The organism is Bacillus sp. NSP9.1 (assembly GCF_000465465.2).
Taxonomy (GTDB): domain Bacteria; phylum Bacillota; class Bacilli; order Bacillales; family Bacillaceae; genus Bacillus; species Bacillus sonorensis_A.
In genome coordinates this window covers 3,101,342-3,121,488 of record NZ_CP048273.1, presented here as the reverse complement: position 1 = coordinate 3,121,488, position 20,147 = coordinate 3,101,342, and the positions used below count along the sequence as shown (strand labels likewise).

18 protein-coding genes and 1 pseudogene are annotated in these 20,147 nt (G+C 47.1%); 17 read left to right on the top strand and 2 right to left on the bottom strand.

Annotation, left to right across the window (positions count from 1 at the left end):
- Nucleotides 1-57 precede the first annotated feature (57 nt).
- Entirely contained in the window at nucleotides 58-627 is a 570-nt protein-coding gene (locus M654_RS16295) for a ComE operon protein 2 (protein ID WP_026587936.1), read from the top strand.
- Between the two features lie 6 nt (nucleotides 628-633).
- Nucleotides 634-2,964, top strand: a complete 2,331-nt coding sequence (locus tag M654_RS16290) for a DNA internalization-related competence protein ComEC/Rec2 (RefSeq protein ID WP_026587935.1) — start codon at nucleotides 634-636, stop codon at nucleotides 2,962-2,964.
- 111 nt (nucleotides 2,965-3,075) lie between these two features.
- On the opposite strand, the gene M654_RS16285 is transcribed toward M654_RS16290, so the two are convergent.
- On the bottom strand, nucleotides 3,076-3,207 hold the full coding sequence (locus M654_RS16285; protein ID WP_026587934.1) for a YqzM family protein: 132 nt from the start codon (nucleotides 3,205-3,207) through the stop codon (nucleotides 3,076-3,078).
- A gap of 234 nt (nucleotides 3,208-3,441) precedes the next feature.
- On the opposite strand from M654_RS16285, the gene holA reads away from it, so the two are divergent.
- The 3 genes and pseudogenes from holA (at nucleotide 3,442) to M654_RS16275 (ending at nucleotide 5,477) form a co-directional block, all read left to right on the top strand.
- On the top strand, nucleotides 3,442-4,464 hold the full coding sequence (holA, locus tag M654_RS16280; RefSeq protein ID WP_026587933.1) for a DNA polymerase III subunit delta: 1,023 nt from the start codon (nucleotides 3,442-3,444) through the stop codon (nucleotides 4,462-4,464).
- Nucleotides 4,465-4,682: 218 nt separating this feature from the next.
- A pseudogene (locus tag M654_RS23965) lies at nucleotides 4,683-5,013 on the top strand (winged helix-turn-helix transcriptional regulator).
- Between the two features lie 170 nt (nucleotides 5,014-5,183).
- Nucleotides 5,184-5,477 carry an RNA polymerase alpha subunit C-terminal domain-containing protein gene (locus tag M654_RS16275; RefSeq protein ID WP_026587932.1) on the top strand — a complete coding sequence of 98 codons (294 nt, stop codon included), beginning with the start codon at nucleotides 5,184-5,186 and terminating at the stop codon, nucleotides 5,475-5,477.
- A 160-nt stretch (nucleotides 5,478-5,637) separates the two neighbouring features.
- On the opposite strand, the gene rpsT is transcribed toward M654_RS16275, so the two are convergent.
- A complete protein-coding gene (gene rpsT, locus M654_RS16270; RefSeq protein WP_026587931.1) occupies nucleotides 5,638-5,904 on the bottom strand; it encodes a 30S ribosomal protein S20 in 267 nt (88 codons plus the stop codon).
- A 207-nt stretch (nucleotides 5,905-6,111) separates the two neighbouring features.
- Between rpsT and gpr the strand changes: the two genes are divergently transcribed.
- The 12 genes from gpr (at nucleotide 6,112) to mtaB (ending at nucleotide 20,114) form a co-directional block, all read left to right on the top strand.
- On the top strand, nucleotides 6,112-7,218 hold the full coding sequence (gene gpr / locus M654_RS16265) for a GPR endopeptidase (protein ID WP_026587930.1): 1,107 nt from the start codon (nucleotides 6,112-6,114) through the stop codon (nucleotides 7,216-7,218).
- A gap of 115 nt (nucleotides 7,219-7,333) precedes the next feature.
- Nucleotides 7,334-8,539 carry a stage II sporulation protein P gene (spoIIP, locus tag M654_RS16260; RefSeq protein ID WP_026587929.1) on the top strand — a complete coding sequence of 402 codons (1,206 nt, stop codon included), beginning with the start codon at nucleotides 7,334-7,336 and terminating at the stop codon, nucleotides 8,537-8,539.
- A 15-nt stretch (nucleotides 8,540-8,554) separates the two neighbouring features.
- Nucleotides 8,555-8,878: a YqxA family protein gene (locus tag M654_RS16255; protein ID WP_026587928.1), complete on the top strand. Its 324-nt coding sequence runs from the start codon at nucleotides 8,555-8,557 to the stop codon at nucleotides 8,876-8,878.
- 142 nt (nucleotides 8,879-9,020) lie between these two features.
- Complete coding sequence (gene lepA / locus M654_RS16250; RefSeq protein WP_026587927.1) at nucleotides 9,021-10,859, top strand: translation elongation factor 4; 1,839 nt, start codon at nucleotides 9,021-9,023, stop codon at nucleotides 10,857-10,859.
- Between the two features lie 58 nt (nucleotides 10,860-10,917).
- Nucleotides 10,918-12,057, top strand: a complete 1,140-nt coding sequence (gene hemW / locus M654_RS16245) for a radical SAM family heme chaperone HemW (RefSeq protein ID WP_026587926.1) — start codon at nucleotides 10,918-10,920, stop codon at nucleotides 12,055-12,057.
- Nucleotides 12,058-12,137: 80 nt separating this feature from the next.
- Nucleotides 12,138-13,169, top strand: coding sequence for a heat-inducible transcriptional repressor HrcA (gene hrcA / locus M654_RS16240; RefSeq protein ID WP_026587925.1), 1,032 nt, complete (start codon nucleotides 12,138-12,140; stop codon nucleotides 13,167-13,169).
- An 80-nt stretch (nucleotides 13,170-13,249) separates the two neighbouring features.
- On the top strand, nucleotides 13,250-13,837 hold the full coding sequence (gene grpE / locus M654_RS16235; protein ID WP_026587924.1) for a nucleotide exchange factor GrpE: 588 nt from the start codon (nucleotides 13,250-13,252) through the stop codon (nucleotides 13,835-13,837).
- Between the two features lie 23 nt (nucleotides 13,838-13,860).
- A complete protein-coding gene (gene dnaK / locus M654_RS16230) occupies nucleotides 13,861-15,693 on the top strand; it encodes a molecular chaperone DnaK (RefSeq protein WP_026587923.1) in 1,833 nt (610 codons plus the stop codon).
- 181 nt (nucleotides 15,694-15,874) lie between these two features.
- The gene (gene dnaJ / locus M654_RS16225; RefSeq protein WP_026587922.1) at nucleotides 15,875-17,005 is read left to right on the top strand and encodes a molecular chaperone DnaJ; all 1,131 of its coding nucleotides are present in this window, start codon (nucleotides 15,875-15,877) and stop codon (nucleotides 17,003-17,005) included.
- Between the two features lie 23 nt (nucleotides 17,006-17,028).
- Entirely contained in the window at nucleotides 17,029-17,964 is a 936-nt protein-coding gene (gene prmA / locus M654_RS16220) for a 50S ribosomal protein L11 methyltransferase (protein WP_026587921.1), read from the top strand.
- 24 nt (nucleotides 17,965-17,988) lie between these two features.
- Entirely contained in the window at nucleotides 17,989-18,756 is a 768-nt protein-coding gene (locus M654_RS16215) for a 16S rRNA (uracil(1498)-N(3))-methyltransferase (RefSeq protein WP_026587920.1), read from the top strand.
- A 2-nt stretch (nucleotides 18,757-18,758) separates the two neighbouring features.
- Entirely contained in the window at nucleotides 18,759-20,114 is a 1,356-nt protein-coding gene (gene mtaB / locus M654_RS16210) for a tRNA (N(6)-L-threonylcarbamoyladenosine(37)-C(2))-methylthiotransferase MtaB (RefSeq protein WP_026587919.1), read from the top strand.
- The last annotated feature ends 33 nt before the right edge of the window (nucleotides 20,115-20,147 follow it).

Here is a 20,147-nt window from a genome sequence, read left to right as displayed (position 1 = left end):
TGGATAAACATATGTACACTTAGGGAAGCTTACATCGTATTTTTGGAGGGAAAACAAGTGGAACGCATTTCATGGGATCAATACTTTATGGCGCAAAGCCATTTGCTCGCGCTTCGCAGCACATGTACAAGGCTTGCCGTGGGAGCGACGATTGTCAGAGATAAACGCATCATAGCCGGAGGATACAACGGATCAATCGCAGGCGGCGTCCATTGTGCGGATGAAGGCTGCTATATCGTGGACGGGCATTGCATCAGGACGATTCATGCCGAGATGAACGCGATCCTGCAATGCGCAAAATTCGGCGTTCCGACAGAAGGTGCCGAAATCTATGTGACCCACTTTCCGTGCATTCAATGCTGCAAATCGATTATACAAGCAGGAATTAAAACGATTTATTATGCGAAGGATTATAAAAACCACCCTTATGCAGTGGAGCTGTTTGAACAGGCTTCCGTTAAAGTGGAGCAGGTTGAATTGGAAGAAATGATTATTGATTTGAAAAACCAGGAGAAAGTATCATTTGTAGCCGATTTGATCAGGAAGCTGTCTGAAAAAGGGCTTGAGGAAGAGGAAATCAAAAACATACATGAGCAGGCCAACAAACTGTTCACAAGCTATGTTTAATCTGGAATGGACAAACACCGACTCCTCCCCTGCGGGGCAATTTCAGCGGCGGTTGGAATTGCCTTCGCCCACTCTTCATCATTCCTCTTCTTCGCCGTGTTCATATCGGTGCCGGCCGCCGTCAGCATGGTCAGAAAACAGTACCTCCTTTTTCTATTTTGCGCAGTGTGCTGCGGTTTTTACTCGATTTATTTTTTGGTGATTGACCATTTAAACGGCTCCATCTATCAAGAGGGTGCCATTCAAACGTCCGCATCAGTCGGAAATGTTCCAACAATCGACGGCGACCGCCTTTCTTTCAAAGCCGAAACCCCGGACGGAGAGTCCTTGAAAGCCCGCTATACCATTCAGTCACGGGAAGAAAAAAGAAAGCTGGCCGACCTTGGCCCCGGCAGTATATGTTTCATGAAAGGCGAATTGAAAAAGCCTAAAAACGCGACGGTCCCCGGAACATTTAATGAAAAAGAATATTTGCGCACACAAGGCATCTACTGGAACTTTGCCATTCAATCTATCAAAAACTGCAAGCAGAAAGACGCGCTTTCTTCCATTTTGTTAAACATCAGAAAATCAGGCCTGGATTTTATTGAAGATAACATGTCGGAAACCGCGGCCGGGGTTGTATGTGCGCTGATATTCGGCGATCGGTTTCTCATTGAACAGGAAGTCCTTGACGGATATCAAAGCCTTGGAATCATCCACCTGCTAGCGATTTCGGGTCTCCATGTCGGCATTTTGGCCGCCGCGCTGTTTTATTGCCTGCTGCGCCTTGGCATTACGAGGGAAGGTGCAAAATGGATTTTGATTTTTGCACTTCCCGCTGCCGCCGTGATCACCGGCGGAGCTCCGTCCGTGTTGAGGGCCGTGTTTATGTCGGACATCTATCTGCTTTCTTCATTGTCTAAAAAACGGCTGAAAAGCGCCGATGTTCTCAGCATAGCCTTCCTCGGCCTGTTGTTGTACAACCCGTATCTGCTCTTTCAGGCAGGTTTTCAGCTTTCCTTTGCAGTATCCTTCGTTTTTATTCTTTCAAAAGGCATATTGCTCAGACCGAAAAACAAAACGGCGCAGCTGCTGCTTGCATCTTTTCTTGCTCAGCTCGGCTCGCTTCCGATCCTCCTTTTTCACTTTCAGGAGTTTTCCTTTCTCAGTGTTCTGGCGAATCTATTTTTCGTACCATTTTATTTATTTGCCGTGATCCCGCTGTCGTTCGCCAGCTTGCTGGGGCTGATGTTGATTCGCCCCGCGGGGGAAATAGCGGCGGGAATCCTTGACATTTTACTTGGATGGAGCCACGAGGCTGTCAAAATCATATCTTCGGCAGATATGTTCACATTCGCTGCCAGCAAACCGGATGGGCTGCAGCTGCTTTTTTATCTCGGGTCCATCGGTATGCTCCTTATTGCTATGGAAAATGCGGTCTCCCTCCGAAAACTTTTCATCCCTTCCTGTCTTTTCATTTCCGTTTTTCTCTGGCATGTGATGCTGCCGCATTTCACACAAGATGGAGAGGTTACCATGCTTGATATCGGACAGGGTGACAGCATCTATATCAGTGGGCCCCGACAGAAAGGGAATGTTTTGATTGATACCGGGGGAATGGTTTCGTTCAAAAAGGAGCCGTGGAGAGAAAGAAAAAAAGCTTTTTCCCTGGCGGAAAACGTGATTATCCCGTTTCTCGCTACCAAAGGGGTTCAACAGCTTGATGCTTTGATTTTAACGCATGCCGACCAAGACCATGTCGGTGAAGCGGAAGTACTCATCAAAAAACATAAGGTGAAAGAGCTGGTTGTTCCGATAGGCTATGCGGCCGATCCGGCGGATGAAAAGCTGCTTCGCACTGCTATCGAACATGGGGTTGCTGTAAAAGCTGCCAAAAGAGGCGATAAGCTGAACATAGGCGGTTTGCAATTTTATGTGCTTTCACCGGAAAAGGTGGATGGCGATAGCAAAAATAACAGCTCACTCGTTTTGTGGATGAAGCTGGGTGGTTTAACATGGCTTTTAACAGGCGATTTGGAACAGGATGGCGAACGGGAGATCATGAAAGCCTATCCGGAACTGAAAGCCGATGTGTTGAAAGTCGGCCATCACGGGAGTAAAGGGTCGACAGGAGAGAATTTCATCAAACAAATCAAGCCGAAGACAGCCCTGATTTCAGCCGGGGAACATAATCGGTACGGCCATCCGCACAAGGAGGTGTTAGACATCTTAAAACGCCATCGCGTCAAGGTATACCGGACAGATCGCGACGGAGCAGTTCAATACCTATTTGACAGGGGAAAGGGAACGTTTTTGCTCCATCCCCCATATGATAAAGTACATTCCACGCAATAAAAAAGACTGCCGCCTTGAGCAGTCGTCATAAAAAAGCCGAGCTGATAAAAAGCGAAGCTTTCGGCCGGGAACCCGTTCGAAGCAGCATCCGGCTTTTCCGCCAAGTTCGATCTAAGCGGCAAGATGGATAACTGTGGCAATGATAAACATTGTAGCGAAAAATCCAAAAGTCACAATAAAGCCGACACCTGAATCTACAAGATCGTTGCGTTTGCTTTGTACGTCTTTTTCAAACTCATTCACAATTTACCCCTCCTATTGATATCCAGTATAATTCAATTCTTTACAAAAATCTAGAAGCTGTATGCAACCGTTTTCTACAATTTATGAACATCGTCTTTTATAAACTGACCCGGGGGTTTATAGAAGGCGTTTATTATAAATGAGAGAGCGGATGAGTCCGCTTCTCTCTTTACTAATTGCTGAACAGGATTTACGATATGAAGGGAAGGATGAAAAGAGAGGAAAGAGCAGATGATGGTATTTGATGTTTGGAAAAGCTTAAAAAAAGGCGATATTCATCCTGTTTACTGTTTGTACGGGAAAGAGACGTATCTTTTGCAGGAGACGGTTCAAAGGATTAGACAAGCTGTCGTTGATGAAGAGACGAAGGATTTCAACCTTTCCGTATTTGACTTGGAAGAAGAGGCATTAGACCTTGCCGTTGAAGATGCTGAAACCTTTCCGTTTATGGGGGAGAGGCGTCTTGTCGTTGCCAAAAACCCTTCTTTTTTAACAGCTGAAAAAAAGAAAGATAAACTGGAACATAACCTGGGGAGTCTGGAGGATTATATTGCACAGCCGGCGCCTTATTCCGTTTTTGTTCTGCTCGCCCCTTATGAGAAGCTTGATGAGCGTAAAAAGCTGACCAAGCTGTTGAAAAAACACGCCCAAATGGTCGAAGCGAAAGAGCTGAACGGCCGGGAAACGGCCGATTTTATCGCAGGGCTTGCAAAATCAGAAGGGAAGCTCATTGAACGAGAGGCGGCGGAGGAGCTTGTCATCCTGTGTAATGCCAGCCTGTCGGCCATTGCCCAAGAGGTGAAAAAGCTGAGTACATATATCGGTGATCGTGACTCGATCACGCTTGACGATGTCAAAAAGCTCGTTGCCAGAGGACTTGAGCAAAATATTTTTGAATTGATCAACAAAGTCGTGAACCGGAAGCGTACAGAAGCGCTGCAAATTTTCTATGACCTGTTAAAGCAAAATGAAGAACCGATCAAAATGATGGCGCTGATCGCAAACCAGTTCAGACTCTTAATGCAGACCAAGTATTTTTCGCAGCAGGGGTACGGGCAAAAGCAAATCGCCTCAAACCTCAAAGTCCACCCGTTCAGGGTTAAGCTCGCGATTGACCAGGCGAGGCTGTTTTCAGAAGAAGAGCTGAAAAGCATCATCGAGCAGCTCGCCGTCATGGATTATGAAATGAAAACAGGCAAAAAGGACAAGCAGCTTGTGCTTGAGCTGTTTTTGCTGAAGCTTTTGCAGTCCGATTGAAAAAACGGTTCTCTTAGATGAGAGAGCCGTCAGGCTGTTGAGATTTTCTCGACAGCCTTTTATTTGTTCTTTTGACGGCGGCAGAATTTTTCATAGTAATACGGTAAAATGTACGATGTATGTAAAATAAGAGTACTGCCGCGAATCTGGATGATATGGTAACGTAACTGATAATACCGAATCGGGAGTTGATATAGGTGAAGTCAAACGTCTAAGAAATGAAGACGACAGAAGGGATCATCATCACATTGGATGCCATAGGGGAAAATGGGATCACGCTGATCCTGGTTGATATTACTTCATGAAGGCACCAAACGCTTCGGAGAGCTGAGCCGGATGCTCCCTGGAATTACATAGGGTATGCTGACTAATCAGCTTCGGGAGCTTGAACATGATGTTTTAAGTGTGTCAGTAAATCCCTCCGAAGGTCGAATATAGTTTAACCGAGCATGGAAAACGTTGGCGCCGGTGTTGACCGGTATGTGCAGCTGGGGATATAAGCATCTCTACTTTGTGCGGCAAATAAATGATGAAGAGAGTTTGTCTTAAAAATCTTTACATACCTTCTATTTTTCGCTGCTTGTCATGTTCAAATAAATATAGGTCCGGCCATACATTTTGGTCTGCCTTTTATCAGAGCTTATGCAATTTTGCGCCCATTCAGCAAAGGATTGAACGTCTGCTGGAAAATAATAATTGAGAAAGGGAGAAATGTAAAAATGACAACCTCAAAAAAGAATTTAAGGACTTGCAGCAAAGGACACCAGTATTATAAAAGCAGTGATTGTCCTGTTTGCCCGATTTGTGAGCAAGAGCGCAAACCTGACAACGGATTTCTTTCATTACTCTCTGCACCAGCCAGACGAGCATTGGAACACAATGGAATAACTTCTTTGCAGCAGCTATCAAAATACAGCGAAAAAGAGATTTTGAAATTTCACGGTATGGGGCCGGCATCTTTACCTAAATTAAGGGCTGTTTTGAATGAAAATGGGTTAACATTTAAAAGCTAGACATCAAGAATGATTATATGTAACGAAAAGTTGTATAACCGAGAATTTATTTGCTGTCTTCGGACAAGAAAGGGAACTTCCAAAGGAAGTTCCCTTCATTTCTTAGAGAGCCGTTTTTATGATGGCAAGCAAAAAAGCTTGGCTTTGGCCAAGCTTTCTATTATGCAGAAAGTCCGTTCACTTTTTTTGCTAGGCTTGATTTGTAACGAGCTGCAGTGTTTTTGTGGACAAGACCTTTTTTCGCTGCTTTATCGATTTTCTTCGCTGCTGCAGAAAGAGCTGCTTTCGCTTTGTCTGCTTCGTTGTTGCTTACAAGCGTTTCAACTTGTTTGATCGCAGTGCGCATTGCAGATTTGATTGTAGCGTTGTGTGCGCGACGCTCGTTGTTTGTTTTTGTGCGTTTGATCGCTGATTTAATGTTTGGCAATGTGTTTCACCTCCTAAGACATAACCTCTGTTCCTTTTCGATAGGTTAAATCTTCACAATAGAACAAATTGTATTCTATCAAACACACCTTTAGATTGCAATATAAATGTAAAGTATTTTTGTTTGAAAGCACCTCTTGAAGGGAATGTTTACAGATCGGCTGGGCAACACTAAACAACAGTTAATGTTTTGAAGGGAGTGCTAGTGATGGACAATCAAAAGCTCGACTTAAGTCAATATACCGTGCGGACAGATTTGGCCGTTGAGGCAAAGGATTTGGCGCAGGAAAAGGAAGCTGCCCCGACAAATAAGCTGAAAGGATTTACAATCAAAGAGTATGAAGAAGACGGCATCAAGATCCAGACGATGGATATTGATGAAGAAGGCGCAAAGCTGTCGGGAAAAAAAGCCGGCCGTTATCTGACGTTTGAGACCCAGGGCATCCGCCACCAGGACTCAGACATGCAAGACAATGTGATCAATGTGTTTGCAAAGGAATTTTCCGCTTTTCTGGACTATTTAAATATCCAAAAAGACGCCAGCTGTTTGATCGTAGGGCTTGGAAACTGGAATGTCACGCCGGATTCGCTTGGACCGCTGGTCACCGAAAGCCTATTGGTCACAAGGCACCTGTTTAAGCTGCAGCCGGAAAATGTCGAGGATGGATATCGTCCGGTCAGCGCGCTTTCGCCTGGAGTGATGGGCCTGACGGGGATCGAGACGAGCGATATTATCCAGGGTGTGATCGACCGCTCAAAACCTGATTTTGTGATTGCCATTGATGCTCTGGCATCTAGAGCGATCGAAAGGGTCAACTCTACCATCCAAATTTCTGACACCGGAATCCATCCCGGATCTGGCGTAGGAAATAAAAGAAAAGAGCTGAGCAAGGAGACGCTCGGCATCCCTGTCATTGCAATCGGCGTTCCGACCGTTGTCGATGCGGTAACCATAACAAGCGATACGATCGATTATATGCTCAAGCACTTCGGCCGGGAGATGAAAGATGACAGTCCGTCCCGCTCCCTCGTTCCGGCGGGGATGAGCTTTGGGAAAAAGAAAGTGCTCACTGATGAAGATCTTCCTGATGAACAAGAGCGCAAATCGTTTCTCGGCATCGTCGGAGGCCTGGCAGAGGATGAAAAGAGACAGCTTATTTATGAAGTGCTTGCTCCACTGGGCCATAATTTAATGGTGACGCCAAAAGAAGTCGATACATTTATCGATGATATGGCCAATGTCATTGCAAACGGGCTGAACACCGCACTTCATGAACAAGTGTCACAGGAAAACAAAGGGATGTACAACCACTAAGGAGAGGCGGCTGAACAGCCGCCTTTTTGTATTTTTTGCGAATCCCGAGAACTTGTTCTACTTCTTCTATCTTGTACATAGTCTATTTACTAGACAAGCTCTGGAGGGATAGATGATGAAAAGAAGAGGCAGAAACCGTCAGTTGGTTCTGGCTGTAAATGGAAGAAACGCGGTGAAGGCGGTCTTCCTGTTTATCGCAAGCCTTGTGTTGATTTTTATTTTGTCAGGAGCACTTACATCTCTCCGTCCTGAATTAAGGCCGTCTTCAACATTGTATCGGGTGGCGGATGAGCTGGGGGGCGAGACATTCGGCCGCATTTTAGGGATGGAAAACCACTACTTTGCTTCCGAGCTGCCTGAACCCCATAAGAAGTTCGAGCTTTCACCTCTGATCCTGAAGCTGGCGACAAGCATTAATTTAAAAGATCCGCGCAGCTTTCTCGGCCGCGAGCTCCCGGGCTTTTCCCATTATGATTCAGAAATTCTCGTGGCGGGGCAGGGGACGGATTATACGAACATGCCATCTGAATCTCAGCCGCCGACCGAAGTGTTAAAAGAAGAAAGAGAAGCAAACCTTGCAGAGCTTGAAGGGACCGGGAAAGAGAGAGAAGAGAAGAAAAGTCCGCCTGAGCAGTCCACAGGGGACCGCAAAGTCGTATTTATTTACAACACCCATAATACGGAATCCTATCTTCCCTTTTTAAAGGGTGAGACCAATCCGAATCTTGCCATTCATTCAAAGGCCAATGTTACGATTGTCAGCGATATGTTCGGTGATGCGCTGGAATCCCAAGGCGTCGGCGCGATGGTTGACAAAACGGATGTTCAGGCGAACCTGAAGAAAAAGGGCTGGGATTATTCGCGGTCATATGACCAATCTAGACCGGTTGTTAAAGAAGCGATGGCCGAAAATAAAAATCTCGAGTATTTTATCGACATTCACAGGGATGCGTCCCGCAAAAAAACGACGACAACGACGATCAACGGGAAAAGCTATGCGCGGCTCGCGTTTGTGATCGGCAAAAAAAGCTCCAATTTTGAAGCCAACTTCAAGCTGGCGAAAGAGCTGCATGACCGGCTTGAAAAAAAATACCCCGGCTTAAGCCGCGGCGTTATATCCAAAGGCGCTTCTGGGGATAATGGGGTCTATAACCAGGATTTAAATGAACGCTCCATTTTAATAGAGTTTGGCGGCGTTGACAATAACCGCAAGGAACTCGAACGGTCCGCGGACGCCATGGCGGACGTCTTCAGCGAAATGTATTGGGATGCTGAGAAGGTCGATGGCAATTCAGGTGAAGACGATAAGACAAAACAATAGGAGCAGGTGATGAAAGTGGCTTCTTTTCTGGGGAAATGCATACTGGCTTGCGCTGTCATGTTTTTCGGTGTGCTGTTCGGCATGCAGCAGGCGAATAACGGGATGATCGAAATGAAGGGCTATCAGGACCCTGATTTAAAAGGCGCCCTCACGGTTTCCGAAGGAGACGCAAAAGAGGCGTCCATCCTCGGCCATGAAGTCGATTTGGAAGAAAAACAGAAAGAGCTTGAACAACTGGAAGCATTCAACCTTTTTTCTTCTGCCGGCCGCGCGCTGTCCGATTTTGTTACAAACTCCGCCAGGTCGGTTTATGACTGGGTGAAAGAGAAAACCGAATAGCCGGAAAACGAGGCGCCCGCCTCGTTTTTTTTCTTTAAAAAACAGAGCACCGGCCACAAGGCTGTCACGTATTGAATCTTCATAACCCTATTGATATAATCTAAGCTAGCGCATGTTGCGTTTCATAGTAGGAGTGATAAGTGTGACAGACAAAGACAAACGATTGCAAAGACAGTCGAGAATCCGGAATTTCTCGATTATCGCCCATATCGACCACGGAAAATCAACCCTGGCTGATCGAATATTGGAAAAAACGGCGGCAATCACTCAAAGAGAAATGAAAGAGCAATTGCTCGACTCGATGGATTTAGAACGCGAAAGAGGAATCACCATTAAACTGAACTCCGTACAGCTCAAATATCAAGCAAAAGACGGAGAGGAATATATTTTTCATCTGATCGATACCCCGGGACACGTCGACTTCACCTATGAGGTGTCAAGAAGCTTGGCCGCCTGTGAAGGCGCGATTCTTGTCGTTGATGCCGCCCAGGGGATCGAGGCGCAGACACTGGCAAACGTCTACCTTGCCCTCGACAACGACCTCGAAATCCTGCCGGTCATCAATAAAATCGACCTGCCGAGCGCTGAGCCTGAGCGCGTCCGCCAGGAAGTGGAGGACGTCATTGGTCTTGATGCTTCGGAAGCCGTCCTTGCCTCGGCAAAAGCCGGCATCGGAATTGAAGAGATCCTTGAGCAGATCGTTGAAAAGGTCCCAGCTCCAAGCGGCGATCCTGATGCGCCTCTGCAAGCTTTGATTTTTGATTCGCTGTATGATGCCTACAGGGGTGTTGTCGCCTATATCAGGGTAGTGCAGGGAACGGTGAAGGCCGGTCAAAAAATTAAGATGATGGCGACCGGAAAGGAGTTTGAAGTCACTGAAGTCGGGGTGTTCACACCTAAGGCTGTTCCGGTTGACGAATTAACGGTCGGCGATGTCGGCTTTTTGACCGCTGCGATCAAAAACGTCGGGGACACTCGTGTGGGGGATACGATTACAAGCGCGGAGAACCCTGCGCCGGAAGCATTGCCAGGTTACAGAAAACTGAACCCGATGGTCTATTGCGGACTGTATCCGATCGATACAGCGAAATACAACGATTTGCGGGAAGCGCTCGAAAAACTTGAGCTCAATGATTCATCCCTGCAGTATGAAGCTGAAACATCGCAAGCCCTTGGATTCGGTTTCCGCTGCGGTTTCCTTGGGATGCTGCACATGGAAATCATTCAGGAACGGATTGAACGCGAATTTAAAATCGATCTGATCACGACGGCGCCGAGCGTTATTTATGACGTCTACATGACAGACGGTGAAAAGATCATCGTCGACAACCCGTCAAATATGCCTGATCCGCAAAAGATTGACCGGGTAGAGGAACCGTTCGTCAAGGCGACGATGATGGTGCCGAACGACTTTGTCGGAGCGGTCATGGAGCTGTGCCAAGGCAAACGCGGCCAGTTTATCGATATGCAGTATCTTGATGCAAACCGCGTCAGCATTGTTTATGAAATCCCGCTGGCTGAAATCGTTTATGAATTTTTCGACCAGCTCAAATCGAATACGAAAGGCTATGCATCATTCGATTATGAGTTAATCGGATATAAACCGTCCAAGCTTGTGAAAATGGATATTATGCTGAACGGCGAAAAAATCGACGCCCTTTCCTTTATCGTTCATCGCGATTATGCGTATGAGCGCGGAAAGGTCATCGTCGAAAAGCTGAAGGAATTGATTCCGCGCCAGCAATTTGAAGTGCCGGTTCAAGCTGCCATCGGCACAAAAATTGTCGCCCGTTCAACGATCAAGGCGATGCGGAAAAACGTCTTGGCGAAATGCTACGGCGGAGATATTTCCCGAAAGCGCAAATTGCTAGAAAAGCAAAAGGAAGGAAAGCGAAGAATGAAACAGGTCGGTTCTGTCGAAGTACCGCAGGAAGCCTTCATGGCTGTCCTGAAAATGGACGACAGCGGCCAGAAATCATAAATCCTTTTTCGCCGCAGCGTAACAACTGCGGCTTCTTCCTGTAAAGAAGGTGAAAACGATGAAATCAGCATATATCCATATACCGTTTTGCGAGCATATATGCCATTATTGCGATTTTAATAAATTTTTTATTCAGAGCCAGCCTGTTGACGAATATTTGCGTTCGCTTGAGAAGGAAATGGCCAATTCAATGGAAGAAGCCGGACATCCGGAGCTAAGAACGATCTTTATCGGCGGGGGAACGCCGACATCTTTGTCAGCCGGCCAGCTTGAACAATTGCTTGATTCAATCCGCAACATTTTAAAGCCGTCTGAAAACCTGATCGAATTTGCAGTGGAAGCCAATCCCGACGATTTGTCGTCTGAAAAGCTGAACGTCTTGAAAGCCGCGGGTGTCAACAGGCTGAGCTTTGGCGTCCAAACGTTTGAAGACGAGCTCTTGGAAAAAATCGGCCGGGTCCACAAGCAAAAGGACGTGCTCGTCTCCTTTGAGAGAGCGAGGAGCGCCGGCTTTGACAACATCAGTCTCGATTTGATGTTCGGCCTTCCGGGGCAACAAATCGATCATCTCGCCGCTTCACTTGACACTGCGCTCGCGCTCGGCGCCGAGCATTATTCGGTTTACTCGCTGATTGTCGAGCCGAAAACCGTCTTTTATAATTTGATGAAAAAAGGCCGTCTCCACCTCCCGCCGCAGGATCAGGAAGCCGAGATGTATGAGCTTGTCATGAACAAGATGGCTGAAGCGGACATCAGCCAGTATGAGATCAGCAATTACGCAAAAAAAGGCTGTGAAAGCAAGCACAACCTCACGTATTGGAACAATGAAGAGTACTTTGGTTTCGGGGCGGGCGCACACGGCTATATCAATGGAAAAAGGACCGTCAACGCCGGCCCTGTCAAGCATTATATCGACCTGATCGACAACTGCGGTTTTCCTTATAAAGAAACGCATCAGGTGACACGAAACGAACGGATTGAAGAGGAGATGTTTCTCGGTCTCCGCAAAACCGCCGGCGTCAGTAAGGTGAGGTTTTTTGAAAAATACGGAGAAGCGCTTGACAGCCTCTTTCCTGAAGTGCTCCGCACGCTCGAAGAAAAAGGGCTGATCCAAAACACGAGCAAAAGCGTGTGTTTGACACATCATGGAAAACTGTTGGGAAATGAAGTGTTTCAGGCATTCTTAGGTGAGTTATAATTGACATTTTGATTGCGGTTTGGTAATTTTGATATACAATTAGCACTCGTTGTCTGAGAGTGCTAACAGGGGTGATATGGATGTTAACAAATCGTCAGCTGTTAATCTTGCAGGTCATCGTTAATGATTTCATTCGTTCAGCTCAGCCGGTTGGATCAAGAACGCTATCTAAAAAGGAAGACATCACATTCAGCTCGGCCACGATCAGAAATGAAATGGCCGACTTGGAAGAGCTCGGTTTTATCGAAAAAACACACTCTTCCTCAGGCCGGATTCCTTCTGAAAAAGGCTACCGCTACTATGTGGATCATCTGCTTTCTCCAGGGAAGCTGAGCCAAACGGATTTGCGATTAATCCATTCCATTTTCAAAGAGAAAATCTTTGAACTTGAAAAAGCCGTTCAGAAGTCAGCCCAAGTATTATCTGACCTGACGAATTATACATCGATTGTCCTCGGTCCAAGACTGAGCGAAAACCATTTGAAGCAAATTCAAATTGTACCGATTCAGCCCAACAAGGCCGTTGCCATTCTTGTGACGAACACCGGCCATGTCGAAAATAAAACGATTAATTTTCCGGCCGAGGTCGAACTGTCAGATCTCGAAAAGCTGGTTAATATATTAAATGAGCGCCTCGCAGGCGTGCCGATCTCTGAACTGAGAGACAGGATTTTCAAAGAGGTTGTCATCTTTTTGCGGTCGCATATTCAAAACTATGACCAAATCCTGCAAGCGCTCGGCGCTACATTTGATTCTTCAGTCCATACCGACCGGCTGTTTTTCGGCGGCAAGATTAATATGCTGAATCAGCCCGAATTTCACGATATTGACAGGATAAAATCACTCTTGTCGCTGATCGAGAAAGAACAGGAGATTCTGAGGCTCTTTCAATCGACGGAATCCGGAATCACCATTAAAATCGGTAAGGAAAATGACTATGAAGAAATGGAAAACTGCAGCCTGATTACCGCGACATATACAGTCGGATCAAAACAGATCGGCTCGATTGCGGTCATCGGTCCGACGCGGATGGACTATTCGCGAGTCGTCGGCTTGCTTCAGCACGTATCGTCTGACTTGTCAAAAGCGCTGACTAGTTTGTATGATGGGTAAGGCAGTATTAGCAAACACCGAAGAAGGGACTGCTCCCTTCTCTTCATCATGAAACGAACCTTTAAGGGAGGTGAACACAGATGGCAGAAGAAAAACAAAATCAAGAAGAACGAATGGATCAAGAAGAACTGAACCAGACAGAGGCGGAAACAGCCGAAGCAGAGGATGCGGCTTTGGAAGCCGATGACCGGACAGAAGAAAATCAAACTGTAGAGCTTGAAAAACAATTAAAAGAGCTTCAAGAGAGCCTTGAAGAAAAAGAAAATAAACTTTTACGTGTTCAAGCAGACTTTGAAAACTATAAAAGACGTGCCCGTCTTGATCTTGAGGCAGCGGAGAAATATCGTTCACAGCGCATCATCGGCGATTTGCTTCCGGCGCTTGACAACTTTGAACGCGCCCTGCAGATCGAGCCTGACAATGAGCAGACGAAAAGCCTGCTGCAAGGGATGGAAATGGTGCACCGTCAAATTTTGGAGGCCCTTAAAAATGAAGGGGTTGAACAGATTCCTTCAGTCGGCGAACAATTTGACCCGAATCTGCACCAGGCCGTGATGCAGGTTGAGGAAGAAGGATACGAATCCAATGCAGTCGTTGAAGAGCTGCAAAAAGGCTACAAACTTAAGGACCGGGTAATCCGTCCTTCTATGGTAAAAGTAAATCAATAACTACATAGCAGGAGGTTTTGAACATGAGTAAAGTTATCGGAATCGACTTGGGAACAACGAACTCATGCGTTGCAGTGCTTGAAGGCGGAGAGCCGAAAGTCATCCCAAACCCAGAAGGAGCCCGCACGACTCCGTCGGTTGTTGCATTTAAAAACGGAGAACGCCAGGTTGGTGAAGTGGCGAAACGCCAATCCATCACAAACCCAAATACAATCATGTCAATCAAACGCCACATAGGAACCGACCATACGGTTGAAATCGAAGGCAAAAAGTACACGCCTCAAGAAGTGTCCGCCATCATCCTTCAGCATTTGAAATCCTATGCTGAAAGCTATCTTGGCGAAACTGTATCAAAAGCCGTTATTACCGTTCCTGCATACTTTAATGATGCAGAGCGTCAAGCGACAAAAGATGCCGGTAAAATCGCCGGACTCGAAGTTGAGCGGATCATCAACGAGCCGACTGCAGCTGCGCTTGCCTACGGTTTAGATAAAACGGAAGAAGATCAGACGATTCTTGTATACGACCTTGGCGGCGGTACATTTGACGTTTCGATCCTTGAACTGGGAGACGGCGTATTTGAAGTCCGCTCTACAGCAGGTGACAACCGCCTTGGAGGAGACGATTTTGACCAAGTGATCATCGATCATCTCGTCTCAGAATTCAAAAAAGAAAACGGCATCGACCTTTCAAAAGATAAAATGGCGCTTCAGCGCTTGAAAGATGCGGCTGAGAAAGCGAAAAAAGACCTTTCCGGCGTATCTTCTACACAAATCTCACTGCCGTTTATCACAGCGGGAGACGCAGGTCCGCTTCACCTTGAACTGACGCTGACCCGCGCGAAATTTGAAGAGCTTTCTTCACACTTGGTTGAGCGCACAATGGGCCCTGTCCGCCAGGCGCTTCAAGATGCAGACCTTTCTGCAAGCGAAATCGACAAAGTCATCCTTGTCGGCGGATCAACTCGTATCCCAGCCGTTCAGGAAGCGATCAAAAAAGAAACAGGAAAAGAAGCGCATAAAGGCGTAAACCCTGATGAAGTCGTGGCTCTTGGTGCGGCGATCCAAGGCGGTGTCATCACAGGTGACGTAAAAGACGTTGTCCTTCTTGACGTAACTCCGCTGTCACTTGGTATTGAAACAATGGGAGGCGTGTTCACGAAGCTGATCGAGCGCAACACGACAATCCCGACAAGCAAATCCCAAGTGTTCTCAACAGCGGCTGACAACCAGACAGCGGTTGACATTCACGTCCTTCAAGGTGAGCGTCCGATGGCTGCCGACAACAAAACGCTTGGACGCTTCCAGCTTACCGACATCCCGCCGGCTCCGCGCGGTGTGCCGCAAATCGAAGTATCTTTTGATATCGATAAAAACGGTATCGTTAATGTAAGCGCAAAAGACCTTGGTACAGGCAAAGAGCAAAACATTACGATCAAATCTTCTTCAGGCCTGTCCGATGACGAAATCGACCGCATGGTCAAAGAAGCTGAAGAAAACGCGGAAGCGGATGCGAAGAAAAAAGAAGAAATCGAGCTTCGCAATGAAGCCGATCAGCTCGTTTTCACAACTGAAAAAACGCTCAAAGACCTCGAAGGCAAGGTCGACGAAGCGCAAGTGAAAAAAGCGAATGAAGCAAAAGACGCGTTGAAGAGCGCAATTGAGAAAAATGACCTTGAAGAAATCAAGGCGAAAAAAGAAGAATTGCAAACGATCGTTCAGGAGCTTTCCATGAAGCTTTACGAAGAAGCGGCTCAACAAGCTCAAGCCCAGCAAGAAGGCGGAGAAGCGAAAAAAGCGGATGACAATGTCGTAGATGCTGAATATGAAGAAGTAAACGACGACGATAAAAAATAAGAAAAATAGAATGACTGTGCGGCTCCGTTCCGCACAGTCATTATGACCTTACAGGCGCGAAAGTCAAAGTCAGGATCTCTTGGCTTTGACTTTTTTCTTCCCAGGGGACAAAAGGAATTGAAAAAACGTAATTTGAAATGATACAATCTAATCTATGTGAGAAAATCGGGAGTGTGAAAAGATGAGTAAGCGTGATTACTATGAGGTGCTTGGGGTAAGTAAGAGCGCTTCGAAAGATGAGATAAAAAAAGCTTACCGCAAGCTTTCTAAAAAATATCACCCTGACATAAACAAAGAGGCCGGAGCGGCTGAGCAATTCAAAGAAGTCAAAGAAGCCTACGAAACACTTTCTGATGACCAAAAACGGGCGCATTACGATCAGTTCGGCCACACCGATCCAAACCAGGGATTCGGCGGCGGCGGCTTCGGTGGAGGCGGCGACTTCGGCGGTTTTGGGTTTGACGATATTTTCTCAAGCATTTTCGGCGGCGGCACAAGACGGAGAGACCCGAATGCCCCGCGGCAGGGAGCGGATCTGCAATACACGATGACGCTGTCTTTTGAAGAAGCGGCCTTCGGAAAAGAGACGACGATTGAAATCCCGCGTGAAGAAACGTGTGACACATGCCGCGGTTCAGGAGCAAAACCCGGTACAAAACCGGATACATGCTCACACTGCGGAGGATCAGGCCAGCTGAACATGGAGCAGTCCACACCGTTCGGCAAAGTCGTCAACAGAAGAGTATGTCACTACTGTAATGGAACGGGCAAACAAATCAAACACAAGTGTTCAACATGCGGCGGCACCGGAAAAGTGAAAACACGCAAAAAAATCAATGTCACCATTCCGGCGGGTGTGGATGACGGCCAGCAGCTGAGGGTCTCCGGACAAGGTGAACCTGGGGTGAACGGAGGACCGTCGGGTGACTTATTCGTCGTGTTCCGCGTTCAGCCGCACGAATTTTTCGAGCGCGATGGAGACGACATTTACTGTGAAATGCCGTTGACCTTTGCACAAGCGGCGCTCGGAGACGAGATCGAAGTGCCTACTCTTCACGGAAAAGTGAAGTTAAAGGTGCCTGCAGGAACGCAAACGGGTACGAAATTCCGTTTGAAAGGAAAAGGCGTTGCCAATGTCCGCGGCTACGGCCAGGGCGATCAGCATATCGTTGTCCGCGTCGTCACGCCGACGAATTTGACGGAAAGCCAGAAAAATATTCTCCGCGAATTTGCTGAAGTAAGCGGAAATATGCCAGATGAACAGGAAATGAGTTTTTTTGACAAAGTAAAGCGCGCATTTAAAGGCGATTAATGATTGGATGAGGAGTTGGTAGTATGAAATGGTCCGAAATCTGCATTCACACAACACATGAAGCGGTTGAGCCCATCTCGAATATTTTGCATGAAGCTGGCGCAAGTGGAGTGGTCATCGAAGATCCGCTTGATTTAATCAAAGAACGTGAGAATGTGTACGGAGAAATCTACCAGCTCGATCCAAACGATTACCCGGATGAAGGGGTCATCATCAAAGCGTACCTCCCGATCAACAGCTTTTTGGGAGAAACGGTGGACGGAATCAAGGAAACGATCAATAACCTGCTGTTATATGACATTGACCTTGGGAGAAATAAGATCACCATCAGCGAAGTGAATGAAGAAGAATGGGCGACGGCGTGGAAAAAATATTATCACCCCGTCAAAATTTCCGAAAAGTTTACGATCGTTCCAACCTGGGAAGAGTACACGCCTGTTCATACGGATGAACTGATTATCGAAATGGACCCTGGAATGGCCTTCGGCACGGGGACGCACCCGACGACCGTTCTTTGCATCCAGGCGCTTGAGCGGTATGTAAAGGAAGGGGATTCAGTCGTCGATGTCGGCACGGGAACGGGCATTTTAAGCATCGCTTCCGCCATGCTGCGGGCAGGCAGTGTCGAGGCGTACGACCTTGATCCGGTAGCTGTAGAAAGCGCCCGCCTGAATTCAAAGCTGAATAAAGTCAGCGGCCAGATCGCCATCAAACAAAACAATCTGCTCGACGGTGTCGAGGGAGAAAAAGATGTGATCGTCGCCAATATTTTAGCTGAGGTGATTTTGCGGTTTACAGAACAGGCGCACAGCCTGTTGAAAAAGGACGGCTACTTCATTACTTCAGGCATCATTCAGCAGAAAAAACAGGAAGTGAAAGACGCCCTTGTAAAAGAAGGATTCAAAATCATTGAAGTTCTTTCGATGGAAGACTGGGTCAGCATCATTGCCCAAAAATAATCGTTAGTAGGTGTCAAAAAGCGTATGCAACGATATTTTATCGAACAAACAAAACAAGAGGTTCAAGCGGAACCTATGCTCTCCATTCAAGGAGAGGACGTTCACCATATCGTCAATGTGATGAGAATGTCGGCCGGCGATCACGTCGTTTGCTGTGCCAAAGACGGGCATGAGGCCAGATGCCGAATCGAGTCATTATCAAAAGAAGAGGTTGTGTTGAGCATTGTCGAGTGGACCGGTGACAATCGCGAACTGCCGGTTCGGGTCCACATTGCAAACGGCCTGCCGAAAGGCGATAAACTGGAATGGATCATTCAAAAAGGGACGGAGCTCGGCGCAAGTTCATTTATCCCCTTTGAAGCGTCCCGGTCTGTTGTCAAGCTTGATGATAAAAAAGCAAAGAAAAAACGGGAAAGATGGGCGAAAATCGCCAAAGAAGCTGCGGAACAGTCCCATCGAAACATCGTTCCTGAAGTGGCCGCCGTCCATACTTTTCAAAGCTTGCTGAACAGCCTTGAGGGTTTCGATAAATGTGTCGTTGCATACGAGGAATCATCTAAACAGGGTGAGAAGAGCCGGTTTCAATCCGCGGTCAAAAGCCTGCCGGAAGGTTCTTCGGTGCTCATTGTATTTGGTCCTGAAGGCGGATTTTCAGAAGCGGAAATCGAGGCGCTTAAAGAAAAAGGAGCCGCCGCCTGCGGTCTCGGTCCGAGGATATTAAGAGCGGAAACAGCCCCGCTGTACGCGCTGGCGGCAATTTCTTATCATACAGAGTTATTAAGAGGTGAATAACAATGGCAACCGTTGCATTTCATACACTTGGCTGCAAGGTCAACCATTATGAAACAGAAGCGATCTGGCAGCTTTTCAAAGAAGCCGGCTATGAAAGAAAAGAATTTGAAAGCACTGCTGATGTATATGTGATCAATACGTGCACCGTGACCAATACGGGCGACAAAAAAAGCCGACAGGTGATCAGACGGGCAATTCGCCAAAATCCCGATGCCGTGATTTGTGTGACGGGCTGCTACGCTCAGACGTCTCCGGCGGAAATCATGGCCATTCCGGGCGTTGACATCGTCGTCGGCACTCAGGACCGCGAAAAAATGCTTGGATATATTGAGCAGTATCAGGAAGAAAGACAGCCGATCAACGGCGTCGGCAACATTATGAAAGCAAGGGTTTTTGAAGAGCTTGACGTTCCCGCGTTTACAGACAGGACTAGAGCTTCTCTGAAAATTCAGGAAGGCTGCAACAATTTCTGCACATTCTGCATCATTCCATGGGCGCGCGGCCTGCTTCGCTCCCGCGATCCGGAAGAAGTCATCCGCCAGGCGCAGCAGCTGGTTGACGCCGGATATAAAGAAATCGTCCTGACCGGCATCCATACCGGCGGATATGGAGAAGATATGAAAGATTATAACTTTGCACAGCTTTTGAAAGAATTGGACAGCCGTGTGAAAGGCTTGAAACGAATCCGAATCTCCTCTATTGAAGCGAGCCAGATCACCGATGAAGTCATCGAGGTGCTGGATCGGTCCGATAAAATCGTCAGACATCTGCACATTCCTTTGCAGTCCGGTTCAAACAGCGTGTTGAAGCGGATGAGACGAAAATATACGATGGAATTTTTCGCCGACCGTTTAACAAAGCTGAAAAAAGCTCTTCCAGGGCTTGCGGTCACATCAGATGTTATCGTCGGCTTTCCAGGGGAAACGGATGAAGAATTTATGGAAACGTACAATTTTATTAAAGAGCACAAGTTTTCCGAACTCCATGTCTTCCCGTACAGCAAACGGACCGGCACACCGGCCGCACGCATGGACGATCAGGTTGATGAAAACGTGAAGAACGAACGTGTTCACAAGCTGATCGCCCTCTCAGACCAGCTTGCAAAAGAGTATGCTTCAGACTATGAAGGCGACGTGCTCGAAATCATCCCTGAAGAGCCGTTCACCGAAACAGGCGAAGACAACTTGTTTGTCGGCTATACCGACAACTATATGAAAGTTGTTTTCGAAGGGTCTGAAGACATGATCGGCAAGCTTGTCAAAGTGAAGATTATCAAAGCGGGCTATCCTTACAATAAAGGTTTGTTCGTCCGCATCGCAGAGGATGCGGCGGAGGAGAACATCCGCTTATCCTCTTAATATGAAAAGCCGGGTTCACAGCCATGTGATCCC

Bases quoted from the DNA above. Each gene is read 5' to 3' on its own strand.
- dnaK (WP_026587923.1), top strand. From the start codon at position 13,861: ATGAGTAAAGTTATCGGAATCGACTTGGGAACAACGAACTCATGCGTT.
- grpE (WP_026587924.1), top strand. From the start codon at position 13,250: ATGGCAGAAGAAAAACAAAATCAAGAAGAACGAATGGATCAAGAAGAA.
- hemW (WP_026587926.1), top strand. From the start codon at position 10,918: ATGAAATCAGCATATATCCATATACCGTTTTGCGAGCATATATGCCAT.
- hrcA (WP_026587925.1), top strand. From the start codon at position 12,138: ATGTTAACAAATCGTCAGCTGTTAATCTTGCAGGTCATCGTTAATGAT.
- mtaB (WP_026587919.1), top strand. From the start codon at position 18,759: ATGGCAACCGTTGCATTTCATACACTTGGCTGCAAGGTCAACCATTAT.
- gpr (WP_026587930.1), top strand. From the start codon at position 6,112: ATGGACAATCAAAAGCTCGACTTAAGTCAATATACCGTGCGGACAGAT.
- M654_RS16290 (WP_026587935.1), top strand. From the start codon at position 634: ATGGACAAACACCGACTCCTCCCCTGCGGGGCAATTTCAGCGGCGGTT.
- prmA (WP_026587921.1), top strand. From the start codon at position 17,029: ATGAAATGGTCCGAAATCTGCATTCACACAACACATGAAGCGGTTGAG.
- M654_RS16215 (WP_026587920.1), top strand. From the start codon at position 17,989: ATGCAACGATATTTTATCGAACAAACAAAACAAGAGGTTCAAGCGGAA.
- holA (WP_026587933.1), top strand. From the start codon at position 3,442: ATGGTATTTGATGTTTGGAAAAGCTTAAAAAAAGGCGATATTCATCCT.
- dnaJ (WP_026587922.1), top strand. From the start codon at position 15,875: ATGAGTAAGCGTGATTACTATGAGGTGCTTGGGGTAAGTAAGAGCGCT.
- M654_RS16275 (WP_026587932.1), top strand. From the start codon at position 5,184: ATGACAACCTCAAAAAAGAATTTAAGGACTTGCAGCAAAGGACACCAG.
- spoIIP (WP_026587929.1), top strand. From the start codon at position 7,334: ATGAAAAGAAGAGGCAGAAACCGTCAGTTGGTTCTGGCTGTAAATGGA.